This window comes from Pseudomonas sp. SDO5591_S426 (genome assembly GCF_054070755.1).
Genome location: NZ_JBSVXD010000121.1, coordinates 1 through 17,448 on the forward strand (window position 1 = coordinate 1; position 17,448 = coordinate 17,448).

20 protein-coding genes are annotated in these 17,448 nt (G+C 60.0%); 12 read left to right on the forward strand and 8 right to left on the reverse strand.

What is annotated here, in order from left to right; all coding sequences use genetic code 11:
• Positions 1-227 precede the first annotated feature (227 nt).
• Genes ACW9JC_RS20785 through ACW9JC_RS20810 form a run of 6 tightly spaced genes read left to right on the forward strand, consistent with a single transcriptional unit; the run spans position 228 to position 6,291 of the window.
• Positions 228-3,146, forward strand: a complete 2,919-nt coding sequence (locus tag ACW9JC_RS20785; protein WP_457457265.1) for a monovalent cation/H+ antiporter subunit A — start codon at positions 228-230, stop codon at positions 3,144-3,146.
• Positions 3,146-3,490: a Na+/H+ antiporter subunit C gene (locus ACW9JC_RS20790; protein WP_007986256.1), complete on the forward strand. Its 345-nt coding sequence runs from the start codon at positions 3,146-3,148 to the stop codon at positions 3,488-3,490. Before ACW9JC_RS20785 ends, ACW9JC_RS20790 begins: the two co-directional genes overlap by 1 nt.
• Entirely contained in the window at positions 3,487-5,172 is a 1,686-nt protein-coding gene (locus ACW9JC_RS20795; protein WP_457457267.1) for a monovalent cation/H+ antiporter subunit D, read from the forward strand. Before ACW9JC_RS20790 ends, ACW9JC_RS20795 begins: the two co-directional genes overlap by 4 nt.
• A complete protein-coding gene (locus tag ACW9JC_RS20800; protein WP_448107283.1) occupies positions 5,169-5,657 on the forward strand; it encodes a Na+/H+ antiporter subunit E in 489 nt (162 codons plus the stop codon). The genes ACW9JC_RS20795 and ACW9JC_RS20800 overlap by 4 nt, the downstream gene beginning before the upstream one ends.
• Positions 5,654-5,932 carry a K+/H+ antiporter subunit F gene (locus tag ACW9JC_RS20805; RefSeq protein WP_419709875.1) on the forward strand — a complete coding sequence of 93 codons (279 nt, stop codon included), beginning with the start codon at positions 5,654-5,656 and terminating at the stop codon, positions 5,930-5,932. Before ACW9JC_RS20800 ends, ACW9JC_RS20805 begins: the two co-directional genes overlap by 4 nt.
• Positions 5,929-6,291 carry a Na+/H+ antiporter subunit G gene (locus ACW9JC_RS20810; protein WP_338586138.1) on the forward strand — a complete coding sequence of 121 codons (363 nt, stop codon included), beginning with the start codon at positions 5,929-5,931 and terminating at the stop codon, positions 6,289-6,291. Before ACW9JC_RS20805 ends, ACW9JC_RS20810 begins: the two co-directional genes overlap by 4 nt.
• Positions 6,292-6,429: 138 nt before the next feature.
• Here ACW9JC_RS20810 and ACW9JC_RS20815 read toward each other — a convergent pair whose 3' ends face one another.
• From ACW9JC_RS20815 to ACW9JC_RS20830, 4 genes are all read right to left on the reverse strand, one after another.
• Entirely contained in the window at positions 6,430-6,867 is a 438-nt protein-coding gene (locus tag ACW9JC_RS20815) for a DUF3995 domain-containing protein (protein ID WP_338586137.1), read from the reverse strand.
• Positions 6,868-7,074: 207 nt separating this feature from the next.
• A complete protein-coding gene (locus ACW9JC_RS20820) occupies positions 7,075-8,091 on the reverse strand; it encodes an ABC transporter substrate-binding protein (protein ID WP_338586136.1) in 1,017 nt (338 codons plus the stop codon).
• Between the two features lie 118 nt (positions 8,092-8,209).
• Entirely contained in the window at positions 8,210-8,413 is a 204-nt protein-coding gene (locus tag ACW9JC_RS20825) for a hypothetical protein (RefSeq protein WP_457457271.1), read from the reverse strand.
• Positions 8,413-8,862: a hypothetical protein gene (locus ACW9JC_RS20830; RefSeq protein WP_416130312.1), complete on the reverse strand. Its 450-nt coding sequence runs from the start codon at positions 8,860-8,862 to the stop codon at positions 8,413-8,415. Before ACW9JC_RS20830 ends, ACW9JC_RS20825 begins: the two co-directional genes overlap by 1 nt.
• Positions 8,863-9,297: 435 nt before the next feature.
• Between ACW9JC_RS20830 and ACW9JC_RS20835 the strand changes: the two genes are divergently transcribed.
• From ACW9JC_RS20835 to ACW9JC_RS20845, 3 genes are all read left to right on the forward strand, one after another.
• Positions 9,298-9,546 carry a hypothetical protein gene (locus ACW9JC_RS20835; RefSeq protein ID WP_457457273.1) on the forward strand — a complete coding sequence of 83 codons (249 nt, stop codon included), beginning with the start codon at positions 9,298-9,300 and terminating at the stop codon, positions 9,544-9,546.
• 161 nt (positions 9,547-9,707) lie between these two features.
• The gene (locus ACW9JC_RS20840) at positions 9,708-9,938 is read left to right on the forward strand and encodes a hypothetical protein (protein WP_150768615.1); all 231 of its coding nucleotides are present in this window, start codon (positions 9,708-9,710) and stop codon (positions 9,936-9,938) included.
• A gap of 139 nt (positions 9,939-10,077) precedes the next feature.
• On the forward strand, positions 10,078-10,317 hold the full coding sequence (locus ACW9JC_RS20845; protein WP_047530030.1) for a DUF2789 domain-containing protein: 240 nt from the start codon (positions 10,078-10,080) through the stop codon (positions 10,315-10,317).
• A gap of 8 nt (positions 10,318-10,325) precedes the next feature.
• Here ACW9JC_RS20845 and ACW9JC_RS20850 read toward each other — a convergent pair whose 3' ends face one another.
• The 3 genes from ACW9JC_RS20850 to ACW9JC_RS20860 all read right to left on the reverse strand — a co-directional run bounded on the left by ACW9JC_RS20850 (position 10,326) and on the right by ACW9JC_RS20860 (position 12,874).
• Positions 10,326-10,529, reverse strand: a complete 204-nt coding sequence (locus tag ACW9JC_RS20850) for a hypothetical protein (protein ID WP_338586133.1) — start codon at positions 10,527-10,529, stop codon at positions 10,326-10,328.
• A gap of 119 nt (positions 10,530-10,648) precedes the next feature.
• The gene (locus ACW9JC_RS20855) at positions 10,649-12,253 is read right to left on the reverse strand and encodes a methyl-accepting chemotaxis protein (protein ID WP_457457275.1); all 1,605 of its coding nucleotides are present in this window, start codon (positions 12,251-12,253) and stop codon (positions 10,649-10,651) included.
• Between the two features lie 216 nt (positions 12,254-12,469).
• A complete protein-coding gene (locus ACW9JC_RS20860; protein ID WP_007907888.1) occupies positions 12,470-12,874 on the reverse strand; it encodes a TraR/DksA family transcriptional regulator in 405 nt (134 codons plus the stop codon).
• A gap of 350 nt (positions 12,875-13,224) precedes the next feature.
• On the opposite strand from ACW9JC_RS20860, the gene ACW9JC_RS20865 reads away from it, so the two are divergent.
• On the forward strand, positions 13,225-13,836 hold the full coding sequence (locus ACW9JC_RS20865) for a glutathione S-transferase (RefSeq protein WP_457457278.1): 612 nt from the start codon (positions 13,225-13,227) through the stop codon (positions 13,834-13,836).
• Positions 13,837-14,062: 226 nt separating this feature from the next.
• On the opposite strand, the gene ACW9JC_RS20870 is transcribed toward ACW9JC_RS20865, so the two are convergent.
• Positions 14,063-14,995 (reverse strand): hypothetical protein, encoded by a 933-nt coding sequence (locus tag ACW9JC_RS20870; protein WP_457457280.1) that lies wholly within the window; start codon positions 14,993-14,995, stop codon positions 14,063-14,065.
• Positions 14,996-15,351: 356 nt separating this feature from the next.
• Between ACW9JC_RS20870 and ACW9JC_RS20875 the strand changes: the two genes are divergently transcribed.
• Together ACW9JC_RS20875 and ACW9JC_RS20880 are read left to right on the forward strand one after the other, a co-directional pair.
• A complete protein-coding gene (locus ACW9JC_RS20875; protein ID WP_338586129.1) occupies positions 15,352-16,035 on the forward strand; it encodes a response regulator transcription factor in 684 nt (227 codons plus the stop codon).
• On the forward strand, positions 16,013-17,407 hold the full coding sequence (locus ACW9JC_RS20880; protein ID WP_457457282.1) for a sensor histidine kinase: 1,395 nt from the start codon (positions 16,013-16,015) through the stop codon (positions 17,405-17,407). Before ACW9JC_RS20875 ends, ACW9JC_RS20880 begins: the two co-directional genes overlap by 23 nt.
• Positions 17,408-17,448: the final 41 nt, after the last annotated feature.

The following is a 17,448-nucleotide window of genomic DNA, read 5'->3' on the forward strand; positions in this document are numbered from 1 at the left end:
CCCGCCCCCACAGGGTTGGAAGGGGTATGCAGGCGTTGGGTGCGACCCGATATTTGTGGGAGCGGGCTTGCCCGCGATGGGGCCGGCACAGGCGAAATCCATATTCCTGAAACAATGTGAAGCAGGCTTTTTCCGTCTACCTTGTAGGATTCTGCGACAGCTTGGCGTTTGGTGATCCGGGAGCTGGCACGTATGATGCTTCACAAACTTCCGCAGATTAGAAGCCTATGTCCCTGATAGTTCTACTGCTTCTGCCTTTCATAGGCAGCTGTCTGGCAGCGGTGCTGCCACACAATGCGCGTAACACCGAATCGTTGCTGGCTGGTCTGGTTGCCTTGATCGGCACCGTCCAGGTCGCCCTCCTGTACCCGCAAATCGCCCATGGCGGCGTGATCCGCGAAGAGTTTTTCTGGCTACCGAGCCTGGGCTTGAACTTCGTCCTGCGCATGGACGGTTTCGCCTGGCTGTTCTCGATGCTGGTGCTGGGCATCGGCACGCTGGTGTCGCTGTACGCGCGTTACTACATGTCGCCGAACGATCCGGTGCCGCGCTTCTTCGCGTTTTTCCTGGCGTTCATGGGCGCGATGCTCGGGCTGGTGATCTCCGGCAACCTGATCCAGATCGTGTTTTTCTGGGAGCTGACCAGCCTCTTCTCGTTCCTGTTGATCGGCTACTGGCACCACCGCGCCGATGCGCGACGCGGTGCGTACATGGCGTTGATGGTCACCGGTGCGGGCGGTTTGTGCCTGCTGGCGGGGGTCATGCTGCTCGGCCATGTGGTCGGCAGCTATGACCTGGACAAGGTCCTGGCCGCCGGCGATCTGATTCGTGCACATGCCCTCTACCCTATCCTGTTACCCCTGATCCTGATCGGCGCACTGAGCAAAAGTGCGCAATTCCCCTTCCATTTCTGGCTACCTCACGCAATGGCTGCACCGACACCGGTGTCGGCCTATTTGCACTCGGCGACCATGGTCAAGGCCGGGGTGTTTCTGCTCGCGCGACTCTGGCCGTCGCTGTCCGGCAGTGAAGAATGGTTCTACATCGTCAGCGGCGCCGGGGCGTGCACCCTGTTGCTCGGCGCTTATTGCGCGATGTTCCAGAATGACCTCAAGGGTCTGTTGGCCTACTCGACCATCAGCCACCTGGGCCTGATTACCCTGTTGTTGGGTCTGAACAGCCCGCTGGCGGCCGTGGCCGCCGTGTTCCACATTCTCAACCATGCGACTTTCAAGGCCTCGCTGTTCATGGCCGCCGGGATCATCGACCACGAAAGCGGCACCCGCGACATTCGCAAGCTCAGCGGCCTGGTCAAGCTGATCCCGTTCACCGCCACCCTCGCCATGGTCGCCAGCGCCTCCATGGCCGGTGTGCCGTTGCTCAACGGCTTCCTCTCGAAAGAGATGTTCTTCGCCGAAACCGTGTTCATCAACGCCACGGCGTGGGTCGAAGCGACCTTGCCGATCGTCGCGACCATCGCCGGGACGTTCAGCGTTGCCTACTCCCTGCGTTTCACCGTAGACGTGTTCTTCGGCCCGCCTGCCACCGACCTGCCGCACACGCCGCACGAACCGCCACGCTGGATGCGTGCGCCGGTGGAGTTGCTGGTGTTCGCCTGTCTGGTGGTCGGAATTTTCCCGGCGCAAGTGGTCGGCCCGTTGCTTGCCGCCGCCGCGCTGCCGGTGGTGGGCGGCACCCTGCCGGAGTACAGCCTGGCGATCTGGCACGGCTTGAACGCGCCGATGATCATGAGCCTGATCGCCATGTCCTGCGGTGTCGTGCTCTATCTGCTGCTGCGTAATCAGCTCAAGCGCGGTCGTTTCAGCCGTCCGCCACTGGTTGGCCGACTGAATGGCAAGCGCCTGTTCGAACTCAGCCTGGTGCTCAAGATGCGCCTGGCCCGTCGCCTCGAGCGACGAATCAGCACCCATCGCCTGCAAACCCAACTGTTCCTGATGGTCCTCGCCGCCGTGCTGGCCGGGTTGATCCCGATGTTGCACAGCAGCCTGAGCTGGGGCGACCGGCCGAAGATTCCGGGTTCGATTGTGTTCGTGATCCTCTGGTTGCTGGCGATTGCCTGCGCCCTCGGTGCGGCTTATCAAGCCAAGTATCACCGTCTCGCGGCACTGACCATGGTCAGCGTCTGCGGCCTGATGACCTGCGTGACTTTCGTCTGGTTCTCGGCGCCGGACCTGGCCCTCACGCAACTGGTGGTCGAAGTGGTGACCACCGTGCTGATCCTGCTGGGCCTGCGCTGGCTGCCACGCCGGATCGAAGAGGTGTCGCCCCTGCCGAGCAGCCTGCGCAAAGCGCGCATCCGCCGTATCCGCGACTTGCTGCTGTCGACCGTGGTCGGCGGCGGCATGGCGGTGCTTTCGTACGCGATGCTGACGCGCCAGACACCCAACGACATTTCCTCGTTCTACCTCAGCCGTGCGCTGCCCGAAGGGGGCGGCAGCAACGTGGTCAACGTGATGCTGGTGGACTTCCGTGGGTTCGACACCCTCGGCGAAATCACCGTGCTGGCGGCCGTGGCGCTGACCGTGTTCGCCCTGCTGCGCCGTTTCCGCCCGCCGAAAGAAAGCCTGCAGTTGCCGGCCCAGCAGCGTTTGCTCGCGCCGGACGTGGTCACCGACCTGGTCAACCCGCGTCACGCCAGCGACACCGCGCTCGGCTTCATGATGGTCCCGGCGGTGCTGGTGCGCCTGCTGTTGCCAATTGCGCTGGTGGTGTCGTTCTACCTGTTCATGCGCGGACACAACCAACCGGGCGGCGGCTTTGTCGCCGGGCTGGTGATGTCGGTGGCGTTCATCCTGCAATACATGGTGGCGGGCACTCAGTGGGTCGAGGCGCAAATGAGCCTGCGGCCGCTGCGTTGGATGAGCGTTGGCTTGCTGTTCGCCACGCTCACCGGCCTGGGGGCGATGCTGGTCGGCTATCCGTTCCTGACCACCCACACCTGGCATTTCGACCTGCCGTTGCTGGGCGACATTCACCTCGCCAGCGCGCTGTTCTTCGACATTGGCGTTTACGCTGTGGTGGTCGGCTCGACGCTGTTGATCCTCACCGCCCTCGCCCACCAATCGGTGCGGGGTCACAAAACCGCGTCCCAGCCTAAACCCGTCGCCATGAAGGAGGCCATCTGATGGAAGAAGTCATCGCAATCGCCATCGGTGTTCTGGCCGCGTCCGGCGTGTGGCTGATCCTGCGTCCACGGACGTTCCAGGTGGTCATGGGCCTGTGCCTGCTGTCCTACGGCGTCAACCTGTTCATCTTCAGCATGGGAAGCCTGTTCATCGGCAAGGAGCCGATCATCAAGGACGGCGTGCCGCAGGATCTGTTGCACTACACCGACCCGCTCCCGCAAGCGCTGGTGCTGACCGCAATCGTCATCAGCTTCGCCATGACCGCGCTGTTCCTGGTGGTCTTGCTGGCCTCCCGGGGCCTGACCGGCACCGACCATGTGGATGGCCGGGAGCCTAAAGAATGAATGCAATGACGCACCTGATCGCCGCGCCCATCCTGCTGCCGCTGCTGACCGCCGCGATCATGCTGATGCTCGGCGAGAAACACCGCCCGCTCAAAGCCAAAATCAATCTGTTCTCCAGCCTGTTGGGCCTGGGCATCTCGCTGTTGCTGCTGCAATGGACGCAAACTACCGACGTGCCCGGCTCCATCGGCGTGTACCTGCCGGGCAACTGGCAGGTACCGTTTGGCCTGGTGCTGGTGGTCGATCGCCTGTCGGCGTTGATGCTGGTGCTGACCGGGATCATCGGTGTCAGCGCCCTGCTGTTCGCCATGGCCCGTTGGGACAGTGCCGGTTCGAGTTTCCATGCGCTGTTCCAGATTCAGTTGATGGGCCTGTATGGCGCGTTCCTGACGGCGGACCTGTTCAACCTGTTCGTGTTCTTCGAAGTGCTGCTAGCCGCGTCCTATGGCCTGATGCTGCACGGCTCCGGCCGGGCGCGGGTGTCGTCGGGGCTGCATTACATCTCGATCAACTTGCTGGCATCGACCCTGTTCCTGATCGGCGCCGCGCTGATCTATGGCGTCACCGGCACCCTGAACATGGCCGACCTGGCGCTGAAAATCCCGCTGGTGCCGGAAGCCGATCGCGGGCTGCTGCATGCCGGTGCGGGGATTCTCGCGGTGGCGTTCCTGGCCAAGGCCGGCATGTGGCCGCTGAACTTCTGGCTGGTGCCGGCGTACTCCTCGGCAAGCGCGCCAGTGGCGGCGATGTTCGCGATCATGACCAAGGTCGGCATCTACACCTTGCTGCGCCTGTGGACGTTGCTGTTCTCCGGTCAGGCCGGAGCATCGGCGTATTTCGGCGGCGACTGGCTGATTTACGGCGGCATGGCGACCATCGTCTGCGCGGCCGTGGCGATCCTTGCCGCTCAACGCCTGGAACGCATGGCCAGCCTGAGCATTCTGGTGTCGGCAGGGATTCTGTTGTCGGCCATCGGTTTCGCTCAGCCCAATCTGATCGGCGCGGCATTGTTCTATCTGGTCAGCTCGACGTTGGCGTTGAGCGCGCTGTTCCTGCTGGCGGAGTTGATCGAACGCTCGCGCTCGGCCAACGAAATTCCGCTGGAGGATGAAAACGAGATGCTGCCACGGCCGCTGGAATCGTTGCATCCGGCCAAGGGCGTCAACCTCGACGACGATCAGAAAGCAGTGGTCGGCCAAGTGATTCCGTGGACCATGGCGTTCCTCGGTTTGAGCTTCATCGCGTGTGCCTTGTTGATCATCGGCATGCCACCGCTGTCCGGGTTCATCGGCAAACTCAGCCTGCTCAGCGCCCTGCTCAATCCGATGGGCCTGGGCAACAGCGGTGACGCGCCGATCTCGAATGCGGCGTGGGGTTTGTTGGCGCTGCTGATTCTCTCGGGGTTGGCATCGCTGGTAGCTTTTTCGCGCGTGGGCATCCAGCGTTTCTGGACCCCGGCAGAACGGCCATCGCCAGTGCTGCGACGCCTTGAGTGCGTGCCGATTTTCGCCCTGCTGGGCCTGAGCGTTGCGCTGACGTTCCAGGCCGAACCACTGTTGCGCTACACCCAAGCCGCCGCCAATGCCTTGAACAACCCGCAGCAATACGTGATGGCCGTGCTCGGCACGCGCGCGGTGCCGAGTCCGGAAGCCCGGGCGGCGCTGCTGGAGGTGCAACCATGAAGCGTCTGTTTCCTGCGCCTTGGCTGTCGCTGGCCCTGTGGTTGTTGTGGCTGGTGCTGAACGTGTCGATGAGCCCCGGCAATCTGCTGCTGGGCGCTGCGCTGGGCTTTTGTGCGCCGTTGATGATGCGCAAGTTACGCCCGCTGCCGATCCGTATTCGTCGCCCCGGCACCATCCTTCGTCTGTTCCTCCTCGTCGGGCGTGACGTGGTGGTCTCCAATCTGGCAGTGGCCTGGGGCGTGCTCAATGCTGGCCGCCGTCCGCCGCGTTCGCGCTTCATCAAAGTGCCGCTGGACCTGCGCGATGCCAACGGCCTGGCAACGCTGTCGATGATCTGCACCGTGGTGCCCGGCACAGTCTGGTCGGAGCTGGCGCTGGACCGCAGCATTCTGTTGCTGCACGTCTTCGATCTGGATGACGAAGCGCTGTTCATTGAACACTTCAAGACGACCTACGAGCGTCCGCTAATGGAGATCTTCGAATGAGCGCCTTGCTGTCGAACGCGATTCTGTTCAGTCTGTTCCTGTTTTCCGTGGCGATGATCCTGACCCTGGTCCGTCTGTTCAAAGGCCCGTCCGCCCAGGACCGGGTCCTGGCGCTGGACTATCTGTACATCATCGCGATGCTGATGATGCTGGCGCTGGGCATTCGTTATGCCAGTGACACGTATTTTGAAGCGGCGCTGCTGATCGCGCTGTTCGGCTTCGTCGGCTCGTTTGCCCTGGCGAAATTCCTGCTGCGCGGCGAGGTGATCGAATGAACGCTGAACTGTCTCTGTGGGTGGAAATCCCGGTGGCGATCCTGCTGGTGCTTGGCGGTCTGTTCGCGCTGATCGGCGCCACGGGGTTGCTGCGCATGAAGGATTACTTCCAGCGCATGCACCCGCCGGCGCTGGCCTCGACGTTGGGCGCGTGGTGCGTGGCGCTGGCTTCGATCATCTACTTTTCGGCACTCAAGTCCGGGCCGGTGCTGCATGCCTGGCTGATTCCGATTTTGTTGGCAATTACGGTTCCGGTGACAACATTGCTGCTGGCGCGGGCGGCGCTTTTTCGTAAGCGCATGGCGGGGGATGATGTGCCGGCTGAGGTGAGTAGTCGGCGGACTGAGAGTGGTAGCTAACCTCGAGATTTCGGCGACTGGACTGGCCTCATCGCGGACAAGCCTTGCTCCTACGGTTTTTTGGCAGGTTCACACAATGGTGATCCGCCGCAAATTCTGTAGGAGCAAGGCTTGCCCGCGATGCTTTTCGATCACGCCTCAGATCCAGGCCACTGCCAGCAATCCACTCCCCAACACCACACACAACGGCGAATACACCCAGGTATCCCACCGCGCAAACCTGGAGCCTTTGACCTCCTTGAAAAAACCCACCAGTTCCGAATCGCCAATCGCACGGGCGAACAACAAAAGCGCGATGGCGCTTATCACCCACTGCAACACTTGATGATCCACCTGCGGCAGCCACCAGCCGACGCGCAAACACACCAACAGGGCAATTACCAACAGGGCAGCCGCCACCAGCAACGTGAGCCAGCCTCGCGGCTTGAAGGCCGGGCGCAGTTGCGTACTGCCTTCATGCGGCACTTGAGGAACGGCCGCTACAGCAGCCCATTCGCCCCCCAGCGCCCAATAAACGTGTACCAGAGCAATCGCCGCAAATATCGTCACCAGCCATTGAGCCAACGCAAAGGTCATGGTTGAAGATCCTTGAAAGGGATTTGGTCAAATCATCCTAGTCGGCTTTTTTGGATGTGCATGACCGCTGGTACGAAGGCTGACGAACGAGAGATTTATGCGATTAAAAGCATCGCCAGCAGGCTAGCTCCCACATGGATTCCAGGAACACCGGCGGTCCAAGGTGGGAGCTAGCCTGCTGGCGATGACAGTTCCAAACTCAACACATCACTTCAACTCGGCGGACACCTTGTCGGCCACATCCTTGGGCACCCAGGCCTTCCACACGTCCGGGTGCTTCTTCATGAACGCTTCTGCTGCCTGGCGCGGCGCGGTGTGCTTTTCACTCATCTCGGCCAACGCCTTGTTCAACGGTTCAATGGGAAAATCCACCTTGGTGAAGAACTCGGCGATCTGCGGATACTGCTTCTGGAACGGCGTGGACACGCCAATGGACAGTTTCGAGGGCAGCGAACGGGTGGGCTGTGGATTCGGGTTGTCGGCGTCGGTCAGGGTTTTCCAGGCTTCGGCGTCGAATGGTGGCTCTTCCAGCTGGATCAGTTTGAAACGGCCGAGCAATGGCGTCGGCGACCAGTAATAGAACAATACCGGTTTGCTGCGGCGGATCGACGAGCTGATCTCCGCATCCAGTGCCGCCCCCGAACCGCTGCGGAAATTCACATAGCTGTCGTCCAGCCCATAGGCCTTGAGCTTCTGCTTGTTGACCACTTCCGACGTCCAGCCGATGGGGCTGTTGAGGAATCGTCCCTTGCTCGGCGCTTCCGGGTCTTTGAACACGTCCTTGTATTTGGGCAGGTCGCTGACACTGCGCAGGTCCGGTGCCATTGGCTTGATGCCTTTGGCCGGGTCGCCCTTGATCACGTACTCCGGCACCCACCAGCCTTCGGTGGCGCCCTTGACCGTATCGCCGAGACTGACGACCTTGCCTTCGGCCTCGGCCTTGACCCACACCGGACTGCGCCCGGCCCACTCCTCGCCAATGACTTGAATGTCATTGTTGGCCAGTGCGGTTTCCAGGGTGATCGTAGTGCCCGGCAACGTATCGGTCGGCAGGCCGTAGCCCTTTTCGACAATGATCCGCAGGATATCGGTAATCAGGCTGCCGCTTTCCCAGTTCAGGTCGGCGAAATGAATCGGCGCCTGGGCGGCCAACACCGGAACGGGTGACGCCAACAAACCGCAAGTGGCCAGGACCGCAGCCAGCAACCGTCGAAAACCTTTCATGCTTTTGCACCTCGTGCTGTTCACAGCAATAGCAGGATGGCCGGGCGGAGGACCGCGAAGCCTCTGAATACTCAGTCAATTGACTGTAGTAGAGGTTCCTGCTTTCGAGGGGCATCGATCAATTTTCGGAAATTTCCTGCAAGCGCATCAGCTCTCTTCTGACCATGCCGGCGTATTCCGCCGGGCGCAACGCGTAGAGCTGTGATGCGACCCAGTTCAGCCAGGGTCCCTGCATGACGGCTTTGTGCTCGAACAGTCGCCGGGCCTCGGCTTGAGCGCTGGCCTGGTTCTGTTGATGGAAGTCGGCGCGGGTCAGGCTCATTACTCGCTGGCCTTGAACGTCACCAGTTCGCCCTTGCGCCATTTGGCAGCCTTGGCGGTCACGGCCTTGAGGGTCTTGGTCAGGCCTTCCTGCAACTGCTGGTGGGCGGCGAACACCGTCACCACGCTGTGACCTTCCTTGAACAAAATGGCCTGCCCGTCGGCGGTGGTCACAAAGGCATAGTCGCCCAGGCCATACACCGTCAGTTTGATTTCGCGGAATTTGATTTCCAGCTTGCCGCCTTCACGGCTGGGCAACACCGAGGCGCTGAAATGATCGCCAACCTTGAGTTTGAGCCCCGGCTTATCGTCCACCACCAGCGCCGATTCCGTGTCGACTTCGGCGATGTAGATACCTTCCGCGTTCTGCTCGGTGATGTAAACGAAACGTGACTGAAACTGCTTGACCAGCTTTGCGCGCAAATCACCCAACACGAACAAAGCATGCATATCGAGATTACTTACTGCCAAGGAAACATCCCCACATCTGAAAAATGGTGCCGTACGCGGAAAAAAACGCACAGCCAATAAAGCGGCAATGCCGAAGGTGCAGCCAAATAACCCGAGATGAAATCCTGAATGAGCAGTGCACTCATCCATCACGAAGTAACGGGAAGACTACTGGAACGTTACTCGCATCGTCCTGCCTGGCGTTCGTCAGGGGTTGAAGGAAAACTCCCTGCTGGCTGCCAGAAAATTATGGACTATCAACATCGGGGAAAAAACCGATCAAGAAAAGCACTTTTCCTACATATCGCCCGCAGAAAATTGCTTTAGATAAACATCATTCACCCACCAGTGACGGTGATTCTAGAGCAGCGATGCTCTCGCAGACTACCCATAACGACGTACATACGTCGGTAAAAACAATGAAAAGGACTTCATATGTGCACATTGACTCACTTTGCCTATCCCCTGGCGCCAGACACGGCAACCGCATCAACCTCGTTCCCGACACTCGTCCACGCCCATCAACTGCTTCACGGCGCCCCGGCCCGGCCGCGGTTTCAGGTGGTTTTGGCCGGCAATGCCTTCTTTCACATCAAGGATATTTCCACAGGACGCGTCAGAGGTTTCCGAGCGGACCACAACGAAGCCTGCGCCCTCGCCCGGCAGCTTGAATCACGCTATTGAGTTGCCGAACGCTCTCGCGTTAGTGAGCGTTTCGTCTGCCCGGCGACTTATCTCAGGCGGCGATGTGCAACTACTGCCATACTGCCCGCCCAATAAAACGCATCCCCCAGAAAGCGGGCTGCGTTGAGAACAACAATGTATTTCCAAGGGAAGGCTGCTACGTGACGGAATTTGATATCGGCGAGTTTTTTATCCGGGGCGAAGCCAGAGAAGTCGACGGCGAGTTTCAGGCAGTGATCGTCATGCGCGCCAAGCCACCGCTGAAAACCGTGACCTATCACCAGGTCGAGAAAGACCGCTGGTTCAAGTCCTCGGATATCGCCGCCGTCGCCGCACAGGAATCCGCCAAAGAACTTAAGGCCGCGGTCGATGCCGGTGCATTGAAAGCCTGAAGACCGGGTTTGCGGTCTATGCTCTCTCCTGCGTTCAAACATCGTTTTCGAACTCTTGAAGCACGGCTCTCTCAGAAGTAGAGAAGCCGTAGCTCAGATCTCGTATTCGATTCGACCGGCAACCTGCAAGGAGATGAAAATGGAATCACCGACCCACGATTTGAAAGGTTTGTTCGACCAGCTCGGCCTGGACTCCACCCAGAAAGCTATCGACGATTTCATTGCCAGCCATTCACCACTCCCCGACGACAAGAAACTCATCGATGCCGAGTTCTGGACGCCGCAACAGGCAGGTTTCCTCAAAGAACAACTGCGTGAAGATGCCGACTGGGCGCGGGTGGTCGACGACCTCAACCTGCGCATGCACCAGATTCACTAACCTCAGGCTTAATGCAGGCTGTCGGGTTTCTCGGCGTTCAACTGCGCCAGCCAGGCAGCCTTGCACTCCTCTGCTTCGGTGCGACTGGAAAATGCCGTCCCCCGACGCTCACCGTTGAGCAACACCACCCAGCACACACTCTGCCCCAGAGCGCGCAAACTGGGGGGCACACCGCTGCCAATCATTACCGCGACATCGACTTTGCTTTGCATGCTGACCTCCGAACTCCGTTAGCAACCTAACTATGTAGGTATGGTAATGAGTCCGCAGGCGAAGAAACAATAACGACTGTGTACAGCTTCGTTTCCAAAACGGTAACAATCACCCGCCTCTAACGAGGTTTCTCCGGCTTGTAGCCCAAGCGCAAGCCTCCCCAATGCCTGCCCTTGAGCATGATCGGCACCGACAGGTCGTGCATCAGTTCACCGGTATCGCGGGTGTAGGTTTGCAGCAATACCGCCTGCTGGTGACTGCCACAGCGAATACCCGTGCGGTCGGCGAATTTGCGTTTGGTGCGGTTTTGCAGGGTATCGACCTGTACGTCGCCCGTCAGCGGCTGGCTGAAGACCTGATTGTGGGTCGGCACGTAGCCCTGCTGGGTACAGGCGATGGCGAACACCAGGCCTTCATGTCGGGGCAACAACGGTTCCTGGATCGACGGCAGGACCTGATCGGTATAGCGATCGAACTGCGTCTGGTATTTCGCCGGGACAGTATCGGGGATCGCCTGATAATTGCGGTCGAACAAATCGTCCAGGCTGATACGGCCAGCTTCGATGTCCGCTTCGAAACGCGCCGCGATCTGGCTCGCACCTTCCCGAGCGAGGTCGTAGATCCGCTGGTGATAGTCATCGAGCCCCACTTCGGCCAGGCGTTCGCTGATGGTTTCGGCCTGGCCTTCCATCTGCACGGCGGCTTCGGCCAGGCGCCGAGTCTGTTGATCACTGATGGCCAGGTCGCTGCGCATCTGTTGAATGGCGTGAAACAGGCTGTCGAGTTGTTCGCGGTTGGTGTCCGCACCTCGGGCGATTTCCCCGACCTGGCTTTCGACGCTGGCCGCGAGCCGGGCGATGTTTTCCAGGTGCTGACCGGTGTGCTCGACCTGCTCGACACCGGTGTCGAGGTCGCTGGACAGTTGGCGGATCTGCTCCACCACTTGCGCAGTGCGTTGCTGAATGTCGGCCACCATTTCCCCGACTTCACCGGTCGCGGTTGCCGTACGCGCGGCGAGTCCGCGAACCTCGTCAGCCACCACCGCGAAGCCACGGCCGTGTTCCCCGGCCCGCGCCGCTTCGATTGCCGCGTTCAAGGCCAGCAGGTTGGTTTGACTGGCGATGGACTGGATCACCAGGGTCACACGCTGGATGTCATCGCTGCGCAGGCTCAGGGCTTCGATCAGCTCACGGCTGCTGTTGGCGCGTTGGCTGAGCTGATGCATGCGCGCAATCGATTCGATCAACTCGGTCCGCCCTGCCGCACCGCTCTGATGCGCCTCGCTCGCAGCACTCAGGGCTTCACGACTTAGGGTCGAGGTGGCTTGTTCAGTGGCGATCATGACTTCGGCATTGCTGACAATTTGTGCCGCAGCACCAAGTTGCGATTGCAGCTTGTCAGCCAGTTGCTTGACGGAAAAGGCCACACCGGCGGCCGACAGCGCGTTATGGCTGGTGGTGTAGGAAAGATCGCGGGTTAACGTGGAGATGGCGCTGGATGTATCGGCAGGAGCGGATTCTGAGGGTGCGCGTGAGCGCAAGCGTGGTAGCCAGACAACCAGTACGGCCACTGGCAGGCCGAGGTAAAGCGACCAGCCGCCGAGGGTCATTCCACACAGCAACAGCACCAGGGCGATGCTTTGCAGCGTGGGTGTCAGCCAGCGGTTTTTCGGCAAAAACACTGGTGCAGGCACTGCCGCAACCAGAGACTCGTCTCTCGTCATCGTTGTCACCCCAAAATTCTTCTAATTGTTGTCTTCGCATTAAACGCCACTATAAAGCCATTATCTATGAGGCTTTAGTCGAGGGCGTTGCAGTAGATCAATAGAAGTGTTCGAGATTTTCCGGGCGACAAAAAGCATCGCGGGCAAGCCTGCTTCCCCGGGACTCTCGATGATCCTGTGGGAGTGGGCTTGCCCGCGATGCGGGGCGCTGCGAAATCAGGCCTGACGCTGGTGCTTGTCGATCTGCTCGTGACGCTCTTGAGCTTCGATGCAGTACTTGGTGGTCGGGCTGATCAGCAGGCGCTTGAGGCCGATTGCCTCGCCGCTGTCGTCGCACCAGCCAAAGCTGTCTTCCTTGATGCGTTCCAGGGCTTGTTCCAACTGAGGCAGCATGCGCTGGTCGCGATCGATCGCGTTCACCAGCCAGGTGCGCTCTTCTTCAACGGAAGCCGCGTCAGCCGGGTCGGCCGGGGTGTCCAGGCTCTCGATGGCGATGCGGTTCTGTTCGATGCGCTCATGGGTTTCGACTTTCATGTTCTGCAACAGCTCGGAGAAAAAAGCATGTTGCTCGGCATTCATGTAGTCATCCGCCGGCATGGCCAGCAACTTGTCCTTTGTCATTGATATCTCTATAAAAAAACGTGCATTAAGGCGAATTAGGGAGCGTTCCGGCAGACCTGGACAGGCCATCGGAAAGGCGCCGTTTATACCAAGCGCCACCCGGCACTCAATTTACGAGGGGCGGCAGTCTAAGGCCGACTTGAGGCCTCAGCAACTGAAAAGACAGCGAATTTGCCCGACAAAGCCTCGAAAATGCTCTACGGCAGGCATTCAGGCGGATATCGGAGTGCGTTTATAGCAAGAAATTCAATTCGGCACAGGTATATAGAAGACAAACGGCTGCGTTTGCAGGCCTGCGAACCTCAGCTAAGGTTGTTCCTCCCGAAATGGCTCACTCAAGGAGCGGTTAAATGAAGCTGATCGGCATGCTGGATTCGCCCTATGTAAGACGCGTCGCCATTTCTGCCAAACGCTTGGGCATCGTACTGGAGCACGAATCGGTCTCGGTGTTTCGCCACTTCGAACACTTCCAGCAGATCAACCCGGTGGTCAAGGCGCCCACGCTGGTGCTGGACGATGGTGAAGTGTTGATGGATTCGACGCTGATCATCGACTACCTGGAAGCACTGGCCGGCCCGGACCGCAGCTTGATGCCTGCGGACCTCGAACAGCGCCGGCGCTCGTTGCGCCTGATTGGTCTGGCATTGGCCGCCAGTGAAAAATCGGTGCAGCTATATTACGAGCGCAACTTGCGACCGGCGGAGATTCAGTACGAACCCTGGGTTGAGCGAGTTGAAGGGCAATTGGCGGCAGCGTATTCGGAATTGGAGCGGGAGCTGGAGAAGCAACCGTTGAAAACTGACGGAGAGATTGATCAGGCGGGTATCACGGTGGCTGTGGCGTGGAGTTTCACCCGGTATGTGGTGCCGGATCAGGTAGCGGATGTGCAGTTTCCTCGGGTTGCTGCGTTTACCGCTTATGCCGAGGGGCTTCCGGACTTTTTAAGCACTCCGATTGACTGACAGATTTTCTGCGTCTGATTTGACGCCATCGCGAGCAGGCTCGCTCCCACAGTTGACCGCGATCAACCTGTGGGAGCGAGCCTGCTCCGGGCGGCGATCCGACGATGACGGAGTAACAGCCACCATCAACGATGGATCAATGCATGAACAAGGCGATCAGGATGATGATCGGGATCGGTACGCCGAGAAAGAACAGCAGTAATGAACGCATGATGATTCTCCTGGTTTAACGAATCGTTGGGGTGGTCACGTAGGTGTCGGTTTCCAGATACACCACTGCGTCCCGACGACGACCGCCGAAAGTCGCGGCGAAGCTGGCGAAGAACGCGCCGGCCAGCAGGGCAACGAACATCCACAGCGTGGTCCAGGCGGCGACTTTGGCGGCGGTGTCAGCCGCTTGTTGCGCAGCCAGTTTGGCGTCGGCCACGGCTTTTTGTGTGCGGGCATAGACTTCGTCGACACGACGTTCCGCGTCCGCTTGCGTCAGGTTGGTCCGCTGCGCCACCAGTTGGGCCAGGTAGGTGCGGTCTTCGGCGGCCAGTTGCCCGTCGTTGCTCAGGGAGCGCACGAAGATTCGGGTGACGGTGCCTCGGGCGGCGTCATCGCTGACGGCAGCTGGACGATCATCGCGAAACAGGCTGTCGATGTAATAACCGTACTGATCGCTGTCGGTGTTGCCGGCAGCGGTACTTGCCGCTTGCGTGGCGGCACTCGCGGCGCCACCGACCATGCTCGCGCCGGCCTGCACTCCGCCGCTGACCACGCTGCTGACTGAACCCGCCACCAGCGTGGCCGTCACCAGCGTCGCCACGCACCAGGCGAGAAAACCGTGGGCTGTGTCACGGAAATAGACTTCATCGCCATGCATATACGCCCACTTAACCCGCAGCCGTCCGGCGATGTAGCCACCCAGCCCGGACGCGACGATCTGGGTGAACGCCAGCCAGACAATCGTCGATATGCCCAGGCCCTTGGCGCTCATGCCTTCATTGGCCCATGGCGAGACCGCGGAAAATCCCAGGCCGAAACCGAGCAGCACGAGGATCAGCGACAACGCCGCCGCAGCCGCGGCCCCGGCGAAGATCGCGCCCCACGACACGCCCGAGAGCGTGCTCGACTCATCCATGGCGGGATAGAAACCATCAGAGGATCTATTCATTGTTGTATCGCTCCAGGCAGAAAGATGGTGTTACAACTCTGTGGATCAGCAGTTGCAGTCACCGTGCCATTCGCGCACTTTGGAAAAATCGTTAAGGCTCAGCGAGTTATAAACATTGAACTTCCGCAGCCCATGCAATATGCAAGGAACCGGTATGCTCAACGGGTTTTATGCACTGATCAGAAGATCAAAAGATCGCAGCCTTCGGCAGCTCCTACAGGGAAATACGTTTTAAATGCAGGAGCTGCCGAAGGCTGCGATCTTTTCTTTGACCATGAACTTTTATTTAGAAAGCCTGCGCTCATTTCTTGGCAAAATGCAGCACAACGTTGTGAACACTTAATCAGGCCAGCCCTATGACCCGCATCTTGACCATCGAAGACGACGCCGTGACCGCCCGGGAAATCGTCGCCGAATTGAGCAGCCACGGACTCGATGTCGACTGGGTCGACAACGGTCGCGAAGGCCTGGAACGCGCGGTGAGCGGCAACTATGACCTGATCACCCTCGACCGCATGCTGCCCGAGCTTGATGGCCTGGCGATCGTCACCACGCTGCGGACCATGGGCGTGGCCACGCCGATCCTGATGATCAGCGCCCTCTCCGATGTTGACGAGCGCGTGCGCGGTTTGCGCGCTGGCGGCGACGATTACCTGACCAAGCCTTTCGCCACCGATGAAATGGCTGCGCGGGTCGAAGTCCTGCTGCGCCGGCAGAACACCGGGACGGCGCAAGCGACCACGCTGCGGGTGGCGGATCTGGAGCTGAACCTGATCAGCCACGAAGCCAGCCGCGATGGTCAATTGCTCACGCTGCTGCCCACCGAATACAAGCTGCTGGAATTCCTGATGCGCAACACCGGGCAGATCCTGTCGCGGATGATGATTTTCGAAGAGGTCTGGGGTTATCACTTCGACCCCGGCACCAACCTGATCGACGTGCACATCGGCCGCCTGCGCAAAAAGATCGACCCACCTGGCAATGCCCCATTGATTCGAACCGTGCGAGGCTCGGGTTATGTCATTGCCGAACCCGTCTAAGGGCTGGCGCTCTTCCAGCAGTCGTTTGCTCGCGCTCTACAGCGCGCTGTTCGTGATCTGGAGCGGCATTCTGATGGGGGTCATGTACTACGAGGTGTCCGCGTACCTGGACAACCTGGCCAAGCACTCGCTGATGCAGCGCCAACATCTGTTCTCGCGCTTCCAGGGCGAACAACTGTTGGACGCCCTCGCCGTCAGCATGACCTTCGACATCCGCGGCATCGACGCCTATGGCCTGTTCGATCATCAGCACCGTTACCTGAGCGGCGCCCTGGACCACATCCCCCGTGGCCTGCCGCTGGACGGCAAGATCCACATGCTCAGCGACTGCGCCGACTCCGACGATCCGACGCTGCCCAATGACAGCTGCGACGCCGTGGCGACCCAGACCCGGGACGGACTTTGGCTGGTGTTGGTGCGCGACAACGGCTCGCTGTTTGCCGTTACGCGGATCATCCTGCACGCACTGTTCTGGGGTGTGACATTGACCATCCTGCCCGGCATCGTCGGTTGGCACTTGCTGCGCCGTCGTCCGCTGAGACGTATTCGCGCGATTCAGGCCAGTGCCGAAGCCATCGTCGCCGGTGACCTTACCCGGCGCTTGCCGCTGTCCAATCGCCGCGATGAACTGGACATGCTCGCAGCGATCGTCAACGTGATGCTCGAACGCATCGAGCGCCTGATGCACGAGGTCAAGGGTGTGTGCGACAACATTGCCCACGACTTGCGCACGCCGCTGACCCGCCTGCGTGCTCAGCTTTACCGCATGCAACAACAGGCCGGTGAAGGCTCGGCGCAAGCGGCGCAACTGGATTTGGTGCTGGGCGAGGCTGATACGCTGATGGCGCGGTTTCGCGGGTTGCTGCGGATTTCCGAGCTGGAGGATCGTCAGCGCCGTTCCGGTTTCGTGCAGCTTGATCCGGTGTCGTTGCTACAGGAACTGCATGAGTTTTACTTGCCACTGGCGGAAGACGATGGCCTGACGTTTGAGCTGCAACTGCCGGAATCCTTGCCGCCGCTCAATGGCGACCGCGCCTTGTTGTTCGAAGCGGTGGCGAATTTGCTGAGCAACTCGATCAAATTCACCCCGCCCGGTGGCCAGGTAATTTTGCGTGGAGTCGATGAAAACGGACATACCCGCATCGAAGTCCTCGACTCCGGCCCGGGCATTCCCGAGACCGAGCGCGAGGCGGTGTTCCAGCGTTTTTATCGCGCCGAGGCGGGCAATCTGAAAAGCGGTTTCGGGTTGGGACTGTCGATCGTCGCAGCGATTGTCAGCCTGCACGGGTTTACGCTTGAGGTGGGTAGCAGCGAGATGGGTGGTGCGCGACTGGTGTTGGATTGTGAGCAGAGTTTGATTCCGCAGACCTGAAAATCAAAAGATCGCAGCCTGCGGCAGCTCCTACAGATGTA